At 42.0% G+C, this 19685-nt stretch carries 21 protein-coding genes; 11 read left to right on the top strand and 10 right to left on the bottom strand.

The features are described from left to right. Positions 1–49 precede the first annotated feature (49 nt). Both QXL29_04470 and QXL29_04465 read left to right on the top strand, forming a co-directional pair. Positions 50–751, top strand: a complete 702-nt coding sequence (locus QXL29_04470; protein ID MEM2283848.1) for a nucleotidyltransferase family protein — start codon at positions 50–52, stop codon at positions 749–751. Positions 752–754: 3 nt separating this feature from the next. Further along, positions 755–1342 carry a hypothetical protein gene (locus QXL29_04465; protein MEM2283847.1) on the top strand — a complete coding sequence of 196 codons (588 nt, stop codon included), beginning with the start codon at positions 755–757 and terminating at the stop codon, positions 1340–1342. 416 nt (positions 1343–1758) lie between these two features. Here the strand turns inward: QXL29_04465 and QXL29_04460 are convergent, their stop codons facing one another. Then, positions 1759–2322, bottom strand: a complete 564-nt coding sequence (locus QXL29_04460; protein ID MEM2283846.1) for a stage II sporulation protein M — start codon at positions 2320–2322, stop codon at positions 1759–1761. 160 nt (positions 2323–2482) lie between these two features. On the opposite strand from QXL29_04460, the gene QXL29_04455 reads away from it, so the two are divergent. Further along, positions 2483–5059, top strand: a complete 2577-nt coding sequence (locus QXL29_04455; GenBank protein MEM2283845.1) for an ATP-dependent helicase — start codon at positions 2483–2485, stop codon at positions 5057–5059. Here QXL29_04455 and QXL29_04450 read toward each other — a convergent pair. The 8 genes from QXL29_04450 to QXL29_04415 form a co-directional block, all read right to left on the bottom strand. Continuing rightward, on the bottom strand, positions 5028–6143 hold the full coding sequence (locus QXL29_04450) for a glycosyltransferase family 2 protein (protein MEM2283844.1): 1116 nt from the start codon (positions 6141–6143) through the stop codon (positions 5028–5030). The two genes, QXL29_04455 and QXL29_04450, sit on opposite strands and share 32 nt — an antisense overlap. Before the next feature lie 119 nt (positions 6144–6262). Continuing rightward, entirely contained in the window at positions 6263–7531 is a 1269-nt protein-coding gene (locus QXL29_04445) for an ABC transporter permease (GenBank protein MEM2283843.1), read from the bottom strand. Continuing rightward, positions 7531–8277 (bottom strand): ABC transporter ATP-binding protein, encoded by a 747-nt coding sequence (locus QXL29_04440; GenBank protein ID MEM2283842.1) that lies wholly within the window; start codon positions 8275–8277, stop codon positions 7531–7533. Before QXL29_04440 ends, QXL29_04445 begins: the two co-directional genes overlap by 1 nt. A gap of 349 nt (positions 8278–8626) precedes the next feature. Further along, positions 8627–9838, bottom strand: a complete 1212-nt coding sequence (locus QXL29_04435; GenBank protein ID MEM2283841.1) for a S8 family peptidase — start codon at positions 9836–9838, stop codon at positions 8627–8629. Between the two features lie 173 nt (positions 9839–10011). Further along, positions 10012–10509 carry a hydrolase gene (locus tag QXL29_04430; protein ID MEM2283840.1) on the bottom strand — a complete coding sequence of 166 codons (498 nt, stop codon included), beginning with the start codon at positions 10507–10509 and terminating at the stop codon, positions 10012–10014. A 121-nt stretch (positions 10510–10630) separates the two neighbouring features. Further along, positions 10631–11116 carry a hypothetical protein gene (locus tag QXL29_04425; protein MEM2283839.1) on the bottom strand — a complete coding sequence of 162 codons (486 nt, stop codon included), beginning with the start codon at positions 11114–11116 and terminating at the stop codon, positions 10631–10633. Between the two features lie 158 nt (positions 11117–11274). Continuing rightward, positions 11275–12210 carry an NAD-dependent epimerase/dehydratase family protein gene (locus QXL29_04420; protein MEM2283838.1) on the bottom strand — a complete coding sequence of 312 codons (936 nt, stop codon included), beginning with the start codon at positions 12208–12210 and terminating at the stop codon, positions 11275–11277. A gap of 27 nt (positions 12211–12237) precedes the next feature. Next, positions 12238–12456 carry a hypothetical protein gene (locus QXL29_04415; protein MEM2283837.1) on the bottom strand — a complete coding sequence of 73 codons (219 nt, stop codon included), beginning with the start codon at positions 12454–12456 and terminating at the stop codon, positions 12238–12240. 233 nt (positions 12457–12689) lie between these two features. Here QXL29_04415 and QXL29_04410 point away from each other — a divergent pair, with 233 nt between their 5' ends. From QXL29_04410 to QXL29_04385, 6 genes are all read left to right on the top strand, one after another. Next, complete coding sequence (locus tag QXL29_04410) at positions 12690–12833, top strand: hypothetical protein (GenBank protein MEM2283836.1); 144 nt, start codon at positions 12690–12692, stop codon at positions 12831–12833. A gap of 252 nt (positions 12834–13085) precedes the next feature. After that, on the top strand, positions 13086–13418 hold the full coding sequence (locus QXL29_04405) for a hypothetical protein (GenBank protein MEM2283835.1): 333 nt from the start codon (positions 13086–13088) through the stop codon (positions 13416–13418). A gap of 378 nt (positions 13419–13796) precedes the next feature. Next, positions 13797–14288, top strand: coding sequence for a hypothetical protein (locus tag QXL29_04400; GenBank protein ID MEM2283834.1), 492 nt, complete (start codon positions 13797–13799; stop codon positions 14286–14288). Between the two features lie 63 nt (positions 14289–14351). Continuing rightward, positions 14352–14819: a hypothetical protein gene (locus QXL29_04395; GenBank protein ID MEM2283833.1), complete on the top strand. Its 468-nt coding sequence runs from the start codon at positions 14352–14354 to the stop codon at positions 14817–14819. A gap of 12 nt (positions 14820–14831) precedes the next feature. Beyond that, the gene (locus QXL29_04390) at positions 14832–15389 is read left to right on the top strand and encodes a DUF5985 family protein (GenBank protein ID MEM2283832.1); all 558 of its coding nucleotides are present in this window, start codon (positions 14832–14834) and stop codon (positions 15387–15389) included. Continuing rightward, positions 15386–15664 (top strand): winged helix-turn-helix domain-containing protein, encoded by a 279-nt coding sequence (locus QXL29_04385; GenBank protein ID MEM2283831.1) that lies wholly within the window; start codon positions 15386–15388, stop codon positions 15662–15664. The genes QXL29_04390 and QXL29_04385 overlap by 4 nt, the downstream gene beginning before the upstream one ends. A gap of 151 nt (positions 15665–15815) precedes the next feature. Here the strand turns inward: QXL29_04385 and QXL29_04380 are convergent, their stop codons facing one another. After that, positions 15816–17210 (bottom strand): amidohydrolase family protein, encoded by a 1395-nt coding sequence (locus QXL29_04380; GenBank protein MEM2283830.1) that lies wholly within the window; start codon positions 17208–17210, stop codon positions 15816–15818. A 77-nt stretch (positions 17211–17287) separates the two neighbouring features. Here QXL29_04380 and QXL29_04375 point away from each other — a divergent pair, with 77 nt between their 5' ends. Both QXL29_04375 and QXL29_04370 read left to right on the top strand, forming a co-directional pair. Beyond that, on the top strand, positions 17288–18379 hold the full coding sequence (locus tag QXL29_04375; protein ID MEM2283829.1) for a glycosyltransferase family A protein: 1092 nt from the start codon (positions 17288–17290) through the stop codon (positions 18377–18379). Positions 18380–18433: 54 nt separating this feature from the next. Beyond that, positions 18434–19375, top strand: coding sequence for a glycosyltransferase (locus QXL29_04370; protein MEM2283828.1), 942 nt, complete (start codon positions 18434–18436; stop codon positions 19373–19375). Positions 19376–19685: the final 310 nt, after the last annotated feature.

The following is a 19685-nucleotide window of genomic DNA, read 5'->3' as shown; positions in this document are numbered from 1 at the left end:
TAGACTTAAAACCTTATTTTATCTTAACGATATCTTACTGGGGTCTTACGTGAAGGCCGCAATCATAGCAGGGGGCTTAGCCAAAAGGTTAAGACCCTTAACAGAAGAGATTCCTAAGTCTCTCGTTGAGGTGGCTGGAAAGCCCATCATTGAGTGGCAGCTTGAGTGGCTTAAAGCGAATAACATTACTACAGTGATTATTTTGGCTGGCTACAGGTACGAGAAACTCATCGAGTTTCTCGGGTCTGGCAAGAGATTCGGTGTTAGCGTAACTTATGTCATAGAAGACTCACCATTAGGTACTGGCGGCGCCATCAAGAACGCCGAACCCTACCTAAGAAACGAGGTTTTCGTAGCTCTTAACGGAGACGTACTGACAGATATTCCCATAAGCAAGCTAGCTAAGGTTTTAGAAGACCGTGATGACGCGGTAGCATCAATAGCGTTAGTACCTCTCAAGTCGCCCTACGGTGTAGTGAAGATATCTGAGGTAGGAAGGGTTGAGAGCTTCGTAGAAAAACCCAGCATAGAAGACTACTTAATAAACGCTGGAGTCTACGTGATGAGGAACAACATCTTTGAGTACTTGCCTGACGTAGGCGATATAGAGAAAACAGCGTTTCCTCAATTAGCTAGAGAAGGCAGACTCTACGGAGTTAAGTTCTTAAACAATTACTGGAGATCTATAGATACCGTGAAAGACGTTGAGGAAGTAACTAACGACATAAAATCTGGAAGACTGAGGTGGTAAGTAATGGCTGAAGAAAAAATAGTAAGTGGGGAACCGCACCTACTCTTAGAAGTAATTGAGTTTGACGATATTGACTCATTACTCCAAACTATTGAGAAACACAGAGACGTAAGCGGGGTCTACCTGGGTAAGCCTTTTGAGGAAGTTGATGAGAAGCTTATGAGCTTGGTCTCAAGCCTCTCTAAACTAAAGACTCGAGCGCATGTAGTGCTTAGAGTCAAGACTTGCGAGGTCTTAGAAAAGTTAGATCAAATAGCTAGGGAATTACCTGACATAGAGTTCGTGGCTGTCATGAATGACTTGAGTGTCTTGGAGACTGTTAAGCTTGAGAGGTTAGGTATAGGGTTTGAAGTCCTCAACCCATACCCGAACGTCAGCAAGCTCCATGAGTTGAGTGTGAAGTACCTAATCATTCCTATGGCTCTATTGAGGAGTAGGATAGCTAAAGAAGCCGAAGCTAAGAATATCCGCATAATAGCACTAAACGTCAACTCTCCTGAAAACTACATTAAGTCAAGGAATCTTAAAGTCTACGCTGTAGTGTCAGAAAAACCTACGATAAAAAGAGAAGCTGAGGGCTTAGGAATATAGGGGAGTAATGTTCAGATACCCTCGAAGGTCTTCATCTACTCGGCGGGCATGACTCTCATCATCAATTAACTACTGGAGTAACCAGTTATAAGTCCTCAAGAAAGACTGTCTGCGTGTTACTTAGTTTTTGGTTTTTCTGGTTATTTTGGGTTATTTATGTGGGTTTCGGGAGCTGACGTAAAGGTATATAAGCATCCACGTGTTTTAGTGACTGGGAGCCGATGAGCTGATGAGCCGTTGGCGAGGGACGAGGCTCTGTGAACCACTCTTCACCGATGGCTCTGGGGACCCCTACGACACCCCTGGAACCGTAGGCGGGGAGAAAGGAGATAACCAGGTGGGATGAACCCGTACCCAGAAAAACCAAAACAACCAAAATAACTAAAATAGCATAGCTAATGGGCACGGGCAACCACTCAGAAACTGCTGACTAGAGGAGCCACTATTAGCAAGCTGATGAAGACTTCTATTAGTGCTGCCAGGATAAGCATTAAGGCTATTATCGGTATCTTACGTATTACGTCTCTAAATACTTCCTTGATTTTCGCTGGGTTCTTACGTATGTTCAGTAATATCGTTAGTCCTAGGTGTGTTCCTAAGACAGCTGAGTAAATTAGTGCGGGAATCTCTAAGACTCCGTGAGGGATTATGACCAATACTCCCCTAGCTATGTCTTCCTGTGCTGAAAGGACTAGCCCTACTACGAATCCGTTGACTACCATGATTCCTGCAGGACCTATTAGAGATACTCCTAAAACTATGTTTAGGAACGCTACCCTCATATTGTTAAAGAATATAGTTAGGCTTAGCAGGAGTAGTGACGTAGGGTCTGATGTATTAAAGTATCTTGTTAAAGGGCTAAACTGCTCTTTGAGTGCTTCTCTCACGACGAGACTTAGTTGTTGTGAAGCATTAAGCCCTGCCACAACTGAGATCAGGAAGAGTGAAGTTATTATCAGTCCTATGACTAACTTAATCACTACTCACACCCAGATAAAGATTGTTTTTAGAAGGTTTAAACCCTCATGTTTTAAGCTAATTATGTTGACGAGTTAAGAACTATATCGGGGAGAGTGACTGACTGAGGTAGTTGGCGAGTGCACTAGTGAGTGTGACTTAAGTAAATATTTAAGAGACTACGTGATAGAGTGGTTTAAGAGCAGATTCGGGAAGTTCACGCCTCCCCAGCTAATGGCGATACCTAAAATAAAAGAGGGTAGGAATGTACTGATATCGTCTCCTACCGGGACAGGAAAGACTCTAGCAGTTTTTCTGCCAGTGATAGACGAGTTACTCGGTGATGCCGAGTTAGGGTTGCTAGAAGACTACGTGTACGTCGTCTACGTGTCGCCGCTTAGAGCCTTAAATAATGATATGAGGAAAAACTTAATTCAGCCCGTCCTGGAGATACGTGAATACGCCCTTAAGAAGAGAGGTTTAGACCTACCTGAGATAAGAATTAGTGTTAGAACTAGCGACACTTCCCCAACAGAAAAAGCGAGAATGCTCGTTAAGCCTCCCCACATACTCATAACGACTCCCGAGTCACTAGCTATATCCGTAACAGCTCCGAAATTCAGAGAGAAGCTGAAGAGTGTTAGGTGGGTTGTCGTAGACGAGATTCATGAACTAGCCTCAAGTAAGAGGGGGGCTTTACTAACTCTAACTATAGAGAGGCTAGAAGAACTAGTAAGCAGGAGGATTCAGAGGATAGGTCTGAGCGCCACGATATCACCCCTAGAAGAAGTTGCTAAGTTTCTTGTAGGTTATGATGACTCAGGTAATTCTAGAGACTGCGTGATAGTCGACGCGAGATTTGTTAAGCCGGTAGACCTGCACGTAATTACGCCTAGAGTCAACATAGTTACTGCTAGTGCTGAGGAACTTAATGAGTCTATATATAGAGAATTAAAAAAGATAGTTAATTCTCATAGAACAACACTAGTATTCACTAACACGAGAAGCTCTACCGAGAGAGTAGTTCATAAGCTGAAGAAAATTCTAGCAGGAAATAGTGTTGAGGATTTAGACGAGATAGAAGCACATCACAGCTCCTTAAGTCGGGACGTCAGGTTAGAAGTAGAGAATAAACTGAAAGAAGGTAAGTTGAGGGTCGTCGTTAGCTCCACATCACTTGAGCTAGGGATAGATATAGGGTATATTGACGCAGTAGTACTGCTAAGCAGTCCCAAGAGTGTCACGAGACTCTTACAGAGAGTTGGCCGCTCAGGACATAACGTGCGTGATGTAAGTAGAGGATATTTAGTAGCTGTCGACAGAGACGACTTAGTTGAAATATCTGTTCTTACGTACTTAGCTAGACTCAAGAAGCTAGACAACGTACACATACCTATGAAGCCTCTTGACATACTTGCTCAAGTACTTGTCGGCATGTCTCTCGAGAAGAAATGGCGTGTTGAAGAAGCTTACAAGGTCATTAAGAGAGCCTATAACTATTCTAGACTTACTTACGAGGAGTTCCTCAGCGTGTTGAGGTATTTAGCAGGCAGGTATGAAGACATACCTGACGACATACCAGTTTACTCTAAGATCTGGTTAGATGAGGAAGAGGGGGTTTTCGGTAAGAAGAAGTCAGCCAGAATGATATACTACCTCAACGCGGGAGCAATACCTGACGAAACTAAGATGAGAGTATTTCTTGAAGGACGCAAGTATATAGGCGACTTAGAAGAAGAATTCGTTAGTTTTCTCGAGCCCGGCGACATCTTCGTATTGGGAGGCAAGACATACATGTTTGTGAGAAGTGAGGGTCTTAAAGTAATAGTTAAAAACGCTGAAGGGCAAAGACCTACAGTACCTTCATGGTTTTCTGAGGCATTGCCACTAACGTATGATTCGGCGTTAGAGGTAGGTGCTTTTAGAGGTTTAGTAAGTGAACTGATTTCTAAGTATGGTGTGAAGAGAGCTGCTAAGCTAGTATCTTCTATGTATCAGTTAGGGAAGAGAGAAGCTAGATACATAACTCAGTATGTGTGGGAGCAAATTAAAGTCTGTAAAGTTGTTCCTACCAACAAGAAACTCCTTATAGAGCTCTGGAATGAGGAAAACTCACAGAACTTAATTTTTCATTTCCTCTTCGGCAGAAGAGTAAATCAAGTCTTGTCAAGAGCTTACGCACACGTATTCAGTAACGAGTTAGGTGTTCCAGTAAGAGTAACTATATCAGATAATGGTTTCATGCTGACACTCCCTCCAAACACGATCACGGATATCTCAGTAGTCGAGAATCTAGTGAGTACGTTAAGTAGTGTCAAGCTTAGAGGAACTCTCGTCAAAGCTCTTAGGAGGAGCGAAATCCTTAAGAGGAAGTTTAGACATGTTGCTGAGAGATCCTTAGCACTCCTCAAAGTTTATAGAGGGGTCGAGACAAGCGTTAATAGGAGAGAAATAAATTCTGAAACCCTGCTAAAGATCTCTGAGAAGATTCCTGGCTATCCCCTGCTAGTCGAGGCATATAGGGAAGTCCTTGAAGACTCTATGGACATACAGCACGCTGAAGAAGTTCTTAAGAAGATAGAGTCTGGAGAGATAACTATAGAATTCATAACATCCTTAGAAGTACCGTGTCCATTCAGCCACAATCTAATTGTTCAAGGCTATAGCGACGTGGTCTTGATGGAGGATAAGAGGAAAATACTTAACATGCTGTATAACAAGGTATTGACTAAGATGAGAGGCGAGACTCAATCCTCATAGTCTGTCTAGGTTGTGTCCACACGTACTTCTTGCTAATGAGATAGTTAGCTACAAACCCTGTTAAGACGCCTAGCGCTTGAGAAGTCAGTGATTCTCTCAATAACGTGTAGTAAGCGATTTGTGAGACGACATACTGTGCTAGGATACCTACTATCGTCGAACCATGATATTTCAAGAGCCTCCGCCAGCGCTTTCCGAACCTCCTCTTCTTAAACGTCCATAAATCATTCCAGACGAAGTTATTAATTAGAGAGGCTTCAATACTTATTATTGAAGAAATGAAGTGTGGTATTAAGAGTATGTAACTCAAAAACCACAAAACACCTAGATTAACGAAAACCCCAGAAGCGCCCACTATAGCAAACTTGTAATAATCAGGCATGATCATGAGTAGCTGCTTCACGTAGTTAAGTATTTCTCTCCTACTCAGCTTAGACTTGCCTCTAACTCTTGCTCGGAATATGTAGGGCACTTCGCATATTTTCAGGTCACTATGTTGTGATATTATCTCGAGAAGTGTCTTGTAACCGCTTGGTACTGCAAGTTCAGTCTTCTCTATGAGTTCTTTCTTAGCCAGGAAAAAACCTGAGAGAGGGTCTCTAACTTTCCTAGCTTGAGGAATTAATACTCTAGCCATATACGTAGCTCCTAAAGAAATAACACGTCTCGTCAGCGGAAACCCTACAACGCCACCCCCTTTCACATATCTAGAAGCGACAACTACATCACATTCACCCACGTAGCTCAGGAGGTCCTTAATCACTTCAGGAGGGTGCTGGAGGTCAGCATCCATCACTACTACGTAGTCGCCCCTACACACCTTAACTCCATCTAGGATAGCTGAAGACAGTCCGAACTTACCAGCTCTCTTAACTAGCTTAACTGGATATATGCTTGAGAGTTCTATAACACGCTCTGCAGTCCCGTCAGGAGAATTATCATCAACTACAACTACCTCGTAATCAACACCACTTAATGACGTGTTAATCCTGCTTAGCAACTCATCAATATTTTCTCTCTCATTGTATGTGGGAACGACAACCGAGACTCTAACCTCAGACATCATTTCATCGTTCTCCTTCATGATTTAGAACTAAAACATAAAATCCTTTATCGAGGCTTGACTAAATCAATGCTTGTGTGTTTCTGTTTCCCGTCCTAGGAAAACCTACAAAAACCTAGGACGGGAAACAGAAGAGTCAATCATAATCTTTCCTTTGTTTTCTTGCTCCACGAGATTCTCAATCCTAGCACGACTATGTCTCTGTTGAATATTGTTGAGGCTACGTATATTAAGAGGGAGCACATGCCTATTGCAACAATTATTGAATATGTTATTAAGACTGTCTCTCCCGAGAGCAGTGAGATTGCGTACATGTACGGCAATGAAACTATTGTTAAGCCTGCCAAAAAAGCCGTTACAGGATTTGGTGGGAGACCCATAAACATAGTTAAAAATCCGATACCTATGAAGACTAACATGACTGGAGTTGCCAGCCCGCCGGCAATCCTCTCATCACTAACTATAGACCCTATTATGACGCCGATTGCTCCTGAGGATATTAAGCCGATGACAATGGTCAGTCCAATCAAGCCTAATATTTCGGGACCGAGTAAATTTACTGTTATAATGATCGGAGAGACTTGCTCGGTACCTGCGGGAGCTGTTACACTTCCGGTAGTGCCGACAAACATGGCTAGCATGCCGGCTAAGTATACTGCTCCGAAAAGTACTGACGCTACAGAAGCGCCTAATATCTTAGCTAACACTATGTCTCTCCTGCGGATAGGTTGAGCTAACAACATCTCGAAAGCCTTCTCTACTTTCTCTACAGCCACTAGTTGTGAGGCGTATGTTGTATTCATGCCCAGAATTAAGCTGATGAAGAGCGGAGTGAATGATATGAGAGCAGTGATCGCGAGAAACTCTTCCTGGCTTATTTTCTTATCATAAAATGATATATTACCACTTACTAAAACAGGCTTCTGGGGTTGTAGACTTACGTTATAAGTAGCGCTTATAGCTAGAGGCAGTAGTCTCTCTATGGTGTTTGAGACTGTAGTTAGTAAGCCTGCCCTAGCTTGAGCACCCGTTAATGAAAAAGTAGTTACTCTAACGCCACCCCCTAAAACAACAGGCTTATCGAGTGAGGTAGCGTTTTCAGTAAAGCCTGCAGGTATCAGTATGCCGACCCCAGTCTCTGAGATAGCCTCGTCTAGCGAGCTATAAACGCGGACTCTACCTCCCATAGTAGTATTGAGTAACTTGATCAGCTCTCTAACGAGCTTAGTATCTTCTCCCAAAACTAATCCAACGCTTGATTCCATGACTTCCTCAACTGCCGACTTTGTAGCACTACCAACGATGTTGCCTAATATTCCGTAAAAGCTTATCATTAGTATAATTCCTATTATGAAACCAGGATTCTTGATGAAGGCCTTTACTTCTCTTTTAATTAGTTGTGCAATCATCACTCAGCGACGCCCCGCCCCATTTTCAATTTCATGAAGGCCTCCTCTAAATTCACAGCACCCAGAGATTTCTTCAGTTGTTCTGGTGCTCCTTCAGCGATTAATCTCCCCTTATAAAGTACTCCCACCCTGTGACTTAAGTACTCTACTTCCAGCATGTTGTGACTGCTTAGAAGCACCGTGATTCCATAATGCTCATTATACTTCCTAATCATGTCTCTCACGTAAAGACTTCTCTCGACGTCAAGACCTGTTGTCGGCTCATCAAGTATGAGTAGCTTAGGTCTTGAAGCCAAGACCGTACTGACCGCGAGTATTCGCTTCATGCCCTTACTGTACGTTCTGACAGGCTTTCTTAAATAATTGCCTAAATCAGCTATCTTGACGGCCTCTTCTATCGCATCTCCTAACTCCCTACTACTAAACCTCAGCGAGAGCATAAACTTCATGAAATCAAGACCTGTTAAGTCACGGTAAGCACCAGCTTCTTCAGGCAGATAATTTATCATAGACCTAACACGCAGAGGCTCCCTCACAACATCTACCCCAAACACGTAAACACTGCCGTAGGTAGGCTTAATCAGAGTAGATATGATTCTCAAAGTAGTAGTCTTACCACTCCCATTAGGGCCGACCAGCGCGTAGATCTCTCCACTATTGACTATAAAAGACACTTTATCAACGCCTATAGAGTCCCTTCCATAAACCTTGACGAGATTCTCTACAACGACGGCTCGTTCACTCACTACACAACACCTTTACCGCTACCAATGTGATTATCTCTACAAAAATTAAAATCAATTACTGAACTAAAGACTTAGTCCCTCAGAACAGAAATTTTACAACCAACAACAAATATTTTCTGGAGTCGATGATCTGACGAACCTTTAGCAAGGACAAAGCTCTGTGAGTTGCTCCTCGCCGACAGCTCTGAAGAACTGACCTCCTCCCCGCCCTGAAGGGCAGGCTTTCAAATATGTAATACCATTATGCTGAGAAAGCGTGGCTACAGAGAGCCTCGTTCGATAATGACTTTGATAAAAGCGGGCGTGAAGAGAGGAACCTATAGAGGTGTAAGTCCTCAAATAGCTTTACTTAAGGAGTGTTTAATGCCTCATTAACTGAGGCAACCGCGTTTACTAATCCATAGCCGTAGGTTTCGTCATATCCAGCAGTCCCTAAGTCTATGGCAGTTGTTGTTAGGATTTCCTTCACCTGCGTTGGTGTTAGCTTACCTTTCCCGTCAGCAATCCTTATTGCTTGCATTAGAGCTACAATTGCTGAGACGTGTGGGCATGACATACTGGTTCCGCTTAAATATACGTACCTGTTTCTAGGCCATGTAGAGAGTATGTTTACTCCCGGGGCCACAAGATCTGGGTTCTTGTTACTCCAGCTCGGGACGCTTAAGTTTTGGTCTATGGCCCCTACAGCTATGACTTCACTGTAGCAGGCCGGGCATGAAGGTGTTGAGGCACCCTCGTTCCCTGCGGCAGCAACTAGAACTACGTTGTAGCTGTACGCATAGAGTATCGCATCATAAAGTGTCTGAGAGTGAGGTCCCCCGAGAGACATTGAGATCACGTCAGCATCGTCACTCGTGCCTGGAGTGTTGTCAGGTCCCTTAGTAGCTTCTACTATCCCCTTAGCTACGTCACTCACGTAACCACCACCGCTGGCGTCAAGAACTCTTACAGCGTATAGGACTACTTTCGGTGCAACTCCGGCTACGCCGAAGCCGTTCAATCTAGCGGCTATTATTCCAGCTACGTGTGTTCCGTGACCGTTTTGATCATTGCAGTTTTTCAAATTAGTTCCTTTATAGAACGTCTTAGTGTTTCTTAAAGAGACGACACACCAGTCTATAGAACCGTAAAGATCTGTGTGAGTATAGCTTATTCCAGTATCTACTACAGCAACCCTGATGCTTGTTTGATATCCGTAGGCGGCGTCGCCGTAAGTAGTATTTAGAGCCCAAACTTCAGGCGCTTCAACTAATCCCACATTCCACTGAACCTCAGTAGATGTTTTGATAGGCTTGTCTTCCTCAACATACTTAACGAACGAGAGAGACTTTAAATATCCTAGTAAGTGGGGAGGAGCTTCAGTAACTAACGCGCTTATTTCAGGAATCTCAAGCACTACAGAACCAAGGCTCTCAATAACTGACTTAGCACGTAAGTAATTACTACTTAAATTAACACCAATAATGAGTCTAATACTTGCTGGACGAGCCTCAGCAAACGTTGGGATAAGCACGGAAATTAAGACAAACACTATAGCTAAACAAACTAGAAGCTTCCTCATATTAACACCTTGACTATAATAACAGCTACAAAGTTTTTAAATATGATAGATCAAGTAAAGTTCACTGAATAACTTCAGAAACAGTAGGTTATTGCGTCGGTAGAGTTAGTAGACTAAAAGAAAACTACGTATAGAAACGTCTAAACAGAAATTCCAATTCTGTAGGTCATCCACTATCTTAAGTAAGTCTTGTAGAAATGTAGTAGGTAGATAACAACACCTATGAGAGTTAAGTAGAGACATGACTTAATTATCGCATCACTTACGTACGGGCAGTAAAGAGGGTTTATATTTAACGGGTAGAGTGGTCTTATGTCTGAATACAGCGGCGAGTCAATCAATACATGAATAAACCAACCACTAAATCCTGCTACCATATAGCTACTTAGCGAGGAGTCCCTCGTCGTAAGTACAAATAAGCTAAATAAGTGGTTGAAATATTTTCTAAACAACCACACGACTAAACCAACTAAAGACCCGAGAAGAACTGCTGAAGCGAACGTATGTAGGTATCCGTGAACAGGGTAAGTATTTAAGTTAAGCAGAAGAATTGTCAGGGGTTCTAAGTCTACTAATACTGAAGTGATTATTAGTGTGGGCCAGTGAATATGGCGCCTAAGTAGGTAGCCTAAGATTAGTGGAGGACCTAAGTGTAGTGGAGTGAAAGGCATTACTTAACTACCTGAAGAATTTCTATTTAGTAAGTTCTTCAGCTTCTTAATAGTACTCGTTCCAGATTTTATGTCTAAACCTCTCTATCTTCTCTAATATGCTTAGACACCTCGTAACTGCTTACCCTACACGTACGGCGTATTTAGTACTCGTTGTTTTGCTGGTTTTTAAGTGATTACATAAGTCTCTAAGTAGCGTGTTTTCGTCACGGTACTTCATTATAGGAGCTAGCTTCCTATGGTCTATATATTCAGGCATACTCTCAACTATGTCTGTAGGCATCCCAGTATTGACTAAGACGTAAGAAGGCTTCCCCTCCGTGTACGCAGTTATTAACTCCTGAATACATCCAGCACCACCGCCAAGAACTATCAGGACGTCTGAAGTCCTGACTAAGAATACTGACCTGATTCTGTAGGAGGTTCCCGTTCTAACTACTATCGCTTCGTCAGGAAACGGAACCTCTTCCTGGTCTATAGGAGGTATTATGAGGACTTTGAAACCAAGCTCGAGAGCCGAGTCAACGACCTCCTTCATGAGACCCCAATAACCACCGACAACTAAGACTAAATCATCAACACCGCAACAATCGCGTAACCCCCTAATAATTCTTGAAGTTCTTGAAATCAGTTCTCCACTAACATCTCCTGAGTGTGCCGCAAATCCGACATATTTAAACTTTCATCACCCCTCTAAGTCTGCAGTTAGAACTCTTTAAAAATACTTAAGCTCCCTCCAATTTATTATGGTTGAAACTTCATCCTTTAGGGCAGGGAGGAGGTCAGGCAAGAACAGTCAGTTCTCAACTCACTTAAGGTCTTCTCAAGTCCTTCCTCAATAGGTGTTGGCTTGATTCTAGCGAGCTTCATTATCTTGCTTATATCAGCTACGCTGTGTCTTATATCTCCAGGTCTTGGTGGTTCATGTATTAACGGTAAATCCTTATTAACTAACTTCATGACTGTCTTAGCAAGCTCTTTAATTGTTGTGGGTTGTCCTGAACCAACATTGTAGGTCTCGTTATCAAACACTTCTTCTTTGATCAAGAACTCGATTACTTCAGCTACGTCCCCAACATATACGAAGTCTCTTGTCTGTTCCCCGTCGCCGTAAATAATTAATGGCTCACTATTCAAAGCTCTTTGAATGAAACTAGTTATGACGCCAGCGTATGAGGAGTTCTGTCCGGGTCCATAAACATTAAATAATCTTAAAGTCACGTACTTAAGACTATAGACTGTGGCGAAATTTCTCAGTATCTCTTCTCCTTGAAGTTTGCTCAGTCCGTAAGGTGATTTAGGTCTTGTGGGGTGGTCTTCACCGATAGGTAGCTTCTGCGGCTCTCCGTAGACTGCTGCCGAGCTTAAGTATACTAGCTTTATACCCTTCTTCCCACACTCATAGCCAACCTTAGCAGTGCCCAAGACGTTGTTCTCTAGATACTTGATAGGCTCTCTAACAGACTCTTCAACACTCACGTAAGCAGCAGCATGAACCACTACGTCAAAGTTACTGTAACTACTAAATCTCCTCACGTCACCTTCAACAACAGGTACTCCGAACTTTTTAAGCCTCCTCAAGGCATAATCATTCGACCTCTCCATAGAATCAACTACTACAACATCATATCCTCTCCTAATTAGATGAAGCGCTAGGTTATGACCTATGAACCCCGCACCACCAGTAATCAAAACCTTCACTAGCCCCCCTCAAGTAAACTCTACTCACTAGTTATTTCTTTGAGTTTTCTGGATTGATCTAACCTTACACTCTAGAGTCACGCTTCTATAGAATCTCAAGTCAAGAGAGACGTCTACAAGGAGTCTAGACACGTCCAGCACGCTTAACTCTCCTGTAACCTCCCTCACTACATTATCTACGTAGTTACTCACACATGCTGTTTGAGTACCTACTAGAATTACCCACGAGAAAGTTAAAACTCTCAACACACTACACCAAACTATAGTTTATGAACATAAAACTAAAAGCGTTATTAGACGCCTCTTTACGCACGATGACGCTTAAAATACAGTAGTCCATTATCTAAGAATTGCGCCAGAGTCTCGTCCTTCAGAGCGAAGAGGAAGCCAGGAGGGTTAGCCAACACATGTCTTGAAAGGTTCAGCATTAAAAGTATTCTAGAATTAAATCTACGTGTTTGATTAGGGGGTGATTTCCCTTGGTTAAAGAGAAGGTCGTCGAGGTTAAGGTCTTAATACTAGTTGACAATCACTCGGGATTTACTAAACTCCTTAGCGAACACGGGTTCAGCACGTTAATAACTACAAGATACGAGAGTGGGAAAGAGCTTAATGTTCTGTAAAATCCGTCACAGCCAACTACTTTAATGTCTTCCCTAGTTAATTAAACCTATGACAACCCGTCAGAGAAGGCAACGTAACAGAGATATAGTTAGAAAAACATTGTTAGATCGCTGTTTGAGGTCACAGTGTATTCCTATCACAAGCTAATAATCGTAACTACTTCCCTCATTTCTAATTCCTCGACTTTGTTGGGCCATGTTTCAACACAAAGTTTTTAAGCCTAGATCAAAACTTAAGCTTAGGGGATATGCGTGGAGTTAACCGAGGCTCTTGCTATATCCCTAATTAATACGATAGTGGTGCTTCTAGTTATAATATTTAGTGTTAAGAGAATAAGCAGGATTAAGTTTTACGGTCCATATTCATTTCAACTAAGTAAAGATGATTCTGGAAACCCTATCCTAAGGGAAGCGCCAGCAGGATCTCTTCCTGAGGAGCTTATAAAGGATCTTAAACGAAGAGTGCTGAGCGAATTAGAGCGAGAATTTAAGCCTTTAGACAAAATTTTAAAATGGCCTCACATCACAATCTTAGCTTTGACAATCTTTACAATACATTTAGTCGTGCTTTTACTTCTATTTTAGGGAGTTAAAAGCATAGCTTAAAAACCATACACATTACACGCGAACACACTTTTTAGACGATATAGTACCCTATACTCTTCATACTCAAGAAAATCAGAGAAGGTCTTAAAGGTCTTGCAGACAAGTAGATGAGCCTAAGAAGTAGCTAGCGCAGAGGAAGAAACACTAAAGAGAGTCGTTGAAGAGTTAGCGACTGACCTCCTCTCCGCCCTAAAGTGCGAGGGTTCTGGGGAGGTTTGGAGCTACATTCCCGGCTTTCGCTGGGTTTAGCTCCGCGCCCGGTCTCAGGCGCTTTACCCCTACCCCGTGTAAATTCTCTCTGAGAGACTCTCTTTTTGAGAGTTATCCTTTTAAATTTATTTTGGCCCTCTACTCACGGTGATGTATATGGGCTTGAAGAAAGCTACTGTGATGGCGACAGTGATTGCGGTGATAATTGCTGTGGGAGCAGGCTACGTAATATCTGCTTACGCTCAAGACTCAAACAATAATACAACAACTAATATTCAGTCAGTGACTCCTGGAATGCCTTGGACTCCTCACAAGCGCGGAGTTCTACGAATTCCGGCAATTGAGGTAAGCTCAGAATATAATTCAACAGTAATGAGTGTACTAGAATCTAATTCAGAGACCTCACAATTACTAAGTCAAGGCTTCAGCCTGAAGGTAGTCAACCCATTAATAAGAGCGTATGTAGATGCTAATGGTGAGGTAATCTTAAGAGCTACTCAATCCATAGCTGTATTAACAAACGGGACTGCAGTCTACACATACTTAGTCGACATTTCTGGTAATACAGTAAAGCTAATCTCGTATCACTTAGTAGGCACTCCTCAATGTGAATGCGTGTGTGAATCTACAAACAAGTAAGAATAACCACGTTTTTAGACTCTAAAACTCTCTTGATTTTTAGGTTTAGGAAGGTGTGTAAAGTTGCTAAGTAAGTCTGAGATTGCTTTACTTGTGTTGGGTGTTTTGATAATACTTACGCCTCCACTCTTAGTATACTCTACGTACCCGGATACAGGAGGTAGTGAGGCGGGATTAGAAAAGGTACTCTCTGACTTGCCTGTCAAGCCACCACCATTCCTCATAGGCTCTATGGGTTATGGTCTGCATCGTGGCAGGGATTACGTTTCTGAATCGAACATACGGAGAGTCGATAGCAGTATCTATGCTTACTGGCCAGAGAAAAACAAGCGGGTTTTTCTCATGTTGCTACCATACTACGTAGATAAAGCAAGCAATAAAGTGGTTTCAGGCGATAGCCTGAGACCCATGATTGCGAGTGGCAATGTCACGCTCGTGGTAGAAGTTTTCGAGACACATAAGGGCACGATAGGGGTAATTATTGAGGTACGGTTAACTAACCAGACATATTTCACAATGAAAAGATCTTAGGGGATGTTCTTCATGGACCTCTATCAGCTTATGTTACTCGTACTGAATATTGCGTGTCTTGCTCTCTTCTCATACATATCTACTGTCTTCTTGAAGTCATACCTAAGGACAGGTGTTAAGTTTCTTGGTTTTTTCTCAGCCTCATTTATGTTGCTCGCACTCAGTCAAGCAGCTTCAGCAACCTCAAACATTCTTGAAGACCCTAAGATTTCTCTAACTTTATACACATTATCTTCCTCAACTGCTTCAGCAGCTTTTCTCGTGATGTTGTTTTTTATGTTGTGTGCAAGTAAAGAGGAGGCTTTTGCTATCATGCCTCCCCTACTACTAGTGTCTTTCTCTGACTTACTGGCATTCACAATATCCATGACAGTTTCTCTCCTCGTTAGTGGGAAGTACTTAAGAAGCTACTTAATCGTACTCTCCCTCACGTACTTCCTCAGAGGCTTAAGTAGTTTGCTAATGCTGTCACAACTAGGCATACATCTACTCATAACTTCCGAATTATTGAAAGCTTCAGCAACGCTAGTATTCGCAACATACCACTTGAGTAAGGTCATTAAGCCATGAAGAAACGAAACAAGCTAGAGATAATCTTAGAAGTACTAGAAATAGTTAGTTCTGAGAGCGGAATAAATCCTACATGGCTCTCAACTAAAGCGAATCTATCGTATGATAGATTAAAGAAAATACTGGATGAGTTAATAGCGCGTGGACTTGTAGAGAGTATCCCCTCAAACGAACGCAAAGGTTCTACGATGCTAGTCCTAACTCCTGAGGGTGTAGAGCTCCTAGAAGAATTGAGAAAGTTAAGGTCTCTATTAAGAGACTATGGGTTAATCTAAAACTTAACTGTTATAACCTAACTTGAATTCAGAGAGCCTCTCGTTAGGTGTGTATTCACACAATCATCTAAATAACTAAACTAATGAAATTCCTCAAAAGTATACTCGAGGGGTCAACTTATGAAAGAATGAGGCTTTCAGAGATATTACATTACGACATGGTTTTAAGTTGTTTTGCTAGCTCCGTAAACTTTTCTTTTATTTCTTCTTCTCGGTCTAGCAATTCTTTTAAGACTTTCTCTTCTTCTAATGTCTTGACTTCCTTATTCTCGACTACTAGCTTCCCACTAATTATTACGTCCGTAACGCTATCTCCTTCAAGATAATTTATTACAGCGTCTACGGGGTTGTGTACGGGCAGGTTCTTAATTTCTTTAGTGTCTAGCACTACTATGTCTGCCGCATAACCTCTCTCAAGTCTTCCAATCTTCTCGCCTACTAAAGATCCTGTAGAGCCCGTCAACATCTTGAGTAATGTGTTTGAGTCTAGTCCTGCCTTGAAGTACGCGACGGAAGTGCTTAGTGCCTTGCCTAAGGCTTTAGCGACCTTAGCTTCATGTAGTAAGTCTATCCTGCCCCAAACACCTCCGTCACTTCCAATCCCTAACTTAAGATCTTCCACGTCAGTGAGTCCGATCCAGTGCATGCCCATAAGCCACGAATCAACTGAGGGACACCAGCACAGCCCGAACCCATAGTCTCTAAGGACGCGCACTTCCTTCGGTGAGAAATAGACGCCGTGAGCTATAATAATAGGATTGATTCTCTCGACCCCCCGCTTAACTACGTATTCTAGGGGTCTTAAGCCGTATTTAGCGAGCGTATAGTCTACCTCCCCCTGATACTCACCTAGATGGAGTGTAAGCCCTAAGCCATGCCTACCGCCGAGCTCAATCACGTCGTTCATTAACTCCTCAGAAACCATCATAACCTGCCTTAAACTAACCCACACACGAAGATTTCCTCCGCGATTACCGTATTCTCTATAGAGTCTCTCAACCCTCTCAAGCACTTCTTTAGGTTCTGCAACTTTTTCTTCTGCGATGTCATATGTAGCATACGTGACCACACCATTGATCCCGGAAGCGAGAACCTCCTCAGCCAAAATCTCTGGATATGGAGCGCCGGCCTCAACAAAGTAAGTAATCCCATTCCTTAACATATTAATTATGCTAGCCTTGCTTGAGAGTCTTGCTAGATCTTCACCCATTATCTTCTCGAAAGGAACTAAAATCTTTGTCCAGACAGGAGGCAACTGAAGCATCCAATCATTTATGGCGGACCTAAGCAGATATTGCTGTGTGTGAGTATGACAATCTACTAAGCCTGGAATCACTATATGATTTCTTCTCTCAATTACTTCCTTCGCCTCATACTTGCCGCGTATGTCCTCCTCAACACCTACATCAACAATTACACCATCTCTAACTACTACAGCACCTCTAGAAATTACTCGACTAGCTCGATCTAAGGTTGCTACGTACCTGCCATACAATATTATGTCAGCTTCCTCCATGTCATTACCTCCTAGAGCTTCAAACAACATAATGAGTTAGAGCCATTTAAGTATCTATTAAATATTAATTATATATCTCTCCTAATTCATAATATTGGTTAAGACTAATGCATCAAGACAGCTTTCCGAAGCTAGGTGTCTGTATCCTGACGTTTAATTCGGCGTTAACTATTGGTCACGTTCTTAAGTTTCTCTTAATGGAAGATTATCCTAAAGATAAGGTTTTTTATTTAATTGTTGATGGCGGTAGCTCCGATAATAGTCTTGAGATTGTGTATAGTGTTTTTAGGGATTATCCGGGTCTGAAGTTTGAAGTCTTAGTGGCTAGAGATACTAACATACCTCAGGCTAGGAACGTGTGTCTTGAGAAACTTCTTCAAGTAGATGTAGACTACATATTATTCGTAGATTCAGATACTATAGTTACGGCAACTAACGCTTTTAAAGTACTCACGCAGATATCTAAAGAAAATAACTCACTAGTATATCTCTCAACAACTTTTAAGTATTTTAGAGATGTTGAAGAGCTCCAAACGTTTATTAACGAACTTAAGCCAAAAGAAATTACGATAACCTCTAATGACTTAATCCCGTCATTTAAGATAAGTATGGGTTTCACAATAATACCTAAGGGGCTAGTCATGCAGCAAAAATTTGACGAGGACTTAGACACGTCTGAAGATTTCTTCTATGCTTTTGAAGCTTTCAGCAGAGGCTACACCCCTTTGAAGAGCATATCCCCCTATACATATGATTTAAACCTTAAAGGTGAGCAGGGTGACATCTACTGGATAGCTTCATTCAAAAAATATTTGAGGTGTATGAAGAAAAAGGCAGCAGCACGGTTGATAGCGTGGACAGAAGACAAAACATTGAGACTCTCACGTAAGGAAATCTTCAAAGGAGTTACTAGGCACCTTATTAACACCTTACTACTCGCAACTCTCTTCTTACTACCTGTATTAGTTTTCGTAAGCATGAGTCTATTTATTGCTGCACTCACGGCACGTCTATCAAGCATATTAGGTTATGCAATATATAAAAAACTGAGAGGCTACGAAATATTCGGCAGTATAAGAAATAGGATTAAGTTTGAGTTATATTCGGCACTGCTAATCCTTAATCTCCCGACGGCTTACCGCGAGTTCACTCGCTCATTAAGTAAACATGCACTACCGCAACAACGACAGGTTTATTAGTGTTTGCCTAAGTTATTAAGTTTTAGTTATTATGTGTATTGGGTATGTCTTTAAATGAAGGTTGTCATGATTAATGACTGCGCGTTTGTTGGTGAGACTCTACTTAAATATATGCCAGAGTCTTTCACTAAAGTTCATGTAAAGCGTGGCAGAGGGCTTCTTGAGAAGTCTATTGGGCTAGCCTTAAAGATACCACTTTACAGAGGCGATGTTTATCACGTTCACTACCTCCTTCAGGACGCGTTCATTGCCTGGTTATTTGGTAAGAAGCCGCTAGTGTGTCACGCACATGGCAGTGACTTAAGGTCTACTCTTCACCACCCTGTGTGGGGTAGGGTCGTCAGAGCAGATTTGACAATGTGCGATTACGTAATCGTGAGTACTCCTGATATACTTCAGATAGCTAAGAAGTTTAGGGAGGACGCTCAGTATGTCCCTAACCCCGTTGATTTAAGTATTTTTTATCCAAAGCCCATAAGGAGAGAGGATGAGAAGAAGAGAGTTCTTATTGCGAGCGATTCTAACTGGGATGTCAAGGGCACTGACATAGCTATTAAGGCTTTAAGTAGAGTGAAAGACCTTGTTGATGTCTATATCATATCACATGGACGTGACTTTGACAAGACCCTGGCTCTAGCTCGAAACCTAGGTTTAAGAGTGCGAGTACTACCTAAAGTCCCTCACGAAATGATGAATCAATACTACTGGAGTGCAGACGTAGTGATTGATAGATTTAAGCTAGGTTCTTTAGGGCTAGTATCGCTTGAGGGAATAGCGTGTGGCAGACCCGTGATAACTTACGTGTCATCACAGTATAGCGAGTATCATGAATTCCCTATAAAAGACATACAGACAGAAGAAGAAATTGCTGAAGCAATAATTAAAGCCGATGAAAAACTCTGGGAAGCAGAATATACGTATCTCATCAATAATCACCACCCACACAAGATTGTAGAGGAAATTCTAAAAATATATAGCAGGACTCAATCACTATAATCAGAGAAACGTAAGTGGGAGACCCTAAACCTTCACCACAAATTAAAAATAATACTATACTAGAGACATAACCTAGTTTAATCAAGCGATTCCTTTAATTTAAATTTGTTGCCGATCATCAACGCTGAAGTCAACAGTATTCAGGCGACATAGTTTGATACTTAATCAACATCTTTATCTCAACTGATTCCAGGTTCGGCGAACTCACGAACAGGGAAAAGTGAGGTGAACTTATGCTAAAAAATAGAGTGTTGGAGAAGCGGGAAAGCCTAGCTAATTAGTACGTGCGTCGCTGTTGCAGGTTTAAGTT

The sequence above is a fragment of the Zestosphaera sp. genome (genome assembly GCA_038843015.1).
Classification (GTDB): domain Archaea; phylum Thermoproteota; class Thermoprotei_A; order Sulfolobales; family NBVN01; genus Zestomicrobium.
Note: the sequence above shows the minus strand (reverse complement) of the source record. Positions and strands in the feature narration are given on the sequence as shown.

Coding starts and splice junctions, on each gene's coding strand:
- QXL29_04445 (MEM2283843.1), bottom strand. CDS start 7,531: ATGATTGCACAACTAATTAAAAGAGAAGTAAAGGCCTTCATCAAGAAT.
- QXL29_04390 (MEM2283832.1), top strand. CDS start 14,832: ATGGACCTCTATCAGCTTATGTTACTCGTACTGAATATTGCGTGTCTT.
- QXL29_04465 (MEM2283847.1), top strand. CDS start 755: ATGGCTGAAGAAAAAATAGTAAGTGGGGAACCGCACCTACTCTTAGAA.
- QXL29_04380 (MEM2283830.1), bottom strand. CDS start 17,210: ATGTTGTTTGAAGCTCTAGGAGGTAATGACATGGAGGAAGCTGACATA.
- QXL29_04375 (MEM2283829.1), top strand. CDS start 17,288: ATGCATCAAGACAGCTTTCCGAAGCTAGGTGTCTGTATCCTGACGTTT.
- QXL29_04370 (MEM2283828.1), top strand. CDS start 18,434: ATGAAGGTTGTCATGATTAATGACTGCGCGTTTGTTGGTGAGACTCTA.
- QXL29_04430 (MEM2283840.1), bottom strand. CDS start 10,509: ATGCCTTTCACTCCACTACACTTAGGTCCTCCACTAATCTTAGGCTAC.
- QXL29_04450 (MEM2283844.1), bottom strand. CDS start 6,143: ATGAAGGAGAACGATGAAATGATGTCTGAGGTTAGAGTCTCGGTTGTC.
- QXL29_04435 (MEM2283841.1), bottom strand. CDS start 9,838: ATGAGGAAGCTTCTAGTTTGTTTAGCTATAGTGTTTGTCTTAATTTCC.
- QXL29_04385 (MEM2283831.1), top strand. CDS start 15,386: ATGAAGAAACGAAACAAGCTAGAGATAATCTTAGAAGTACTAGAAATA.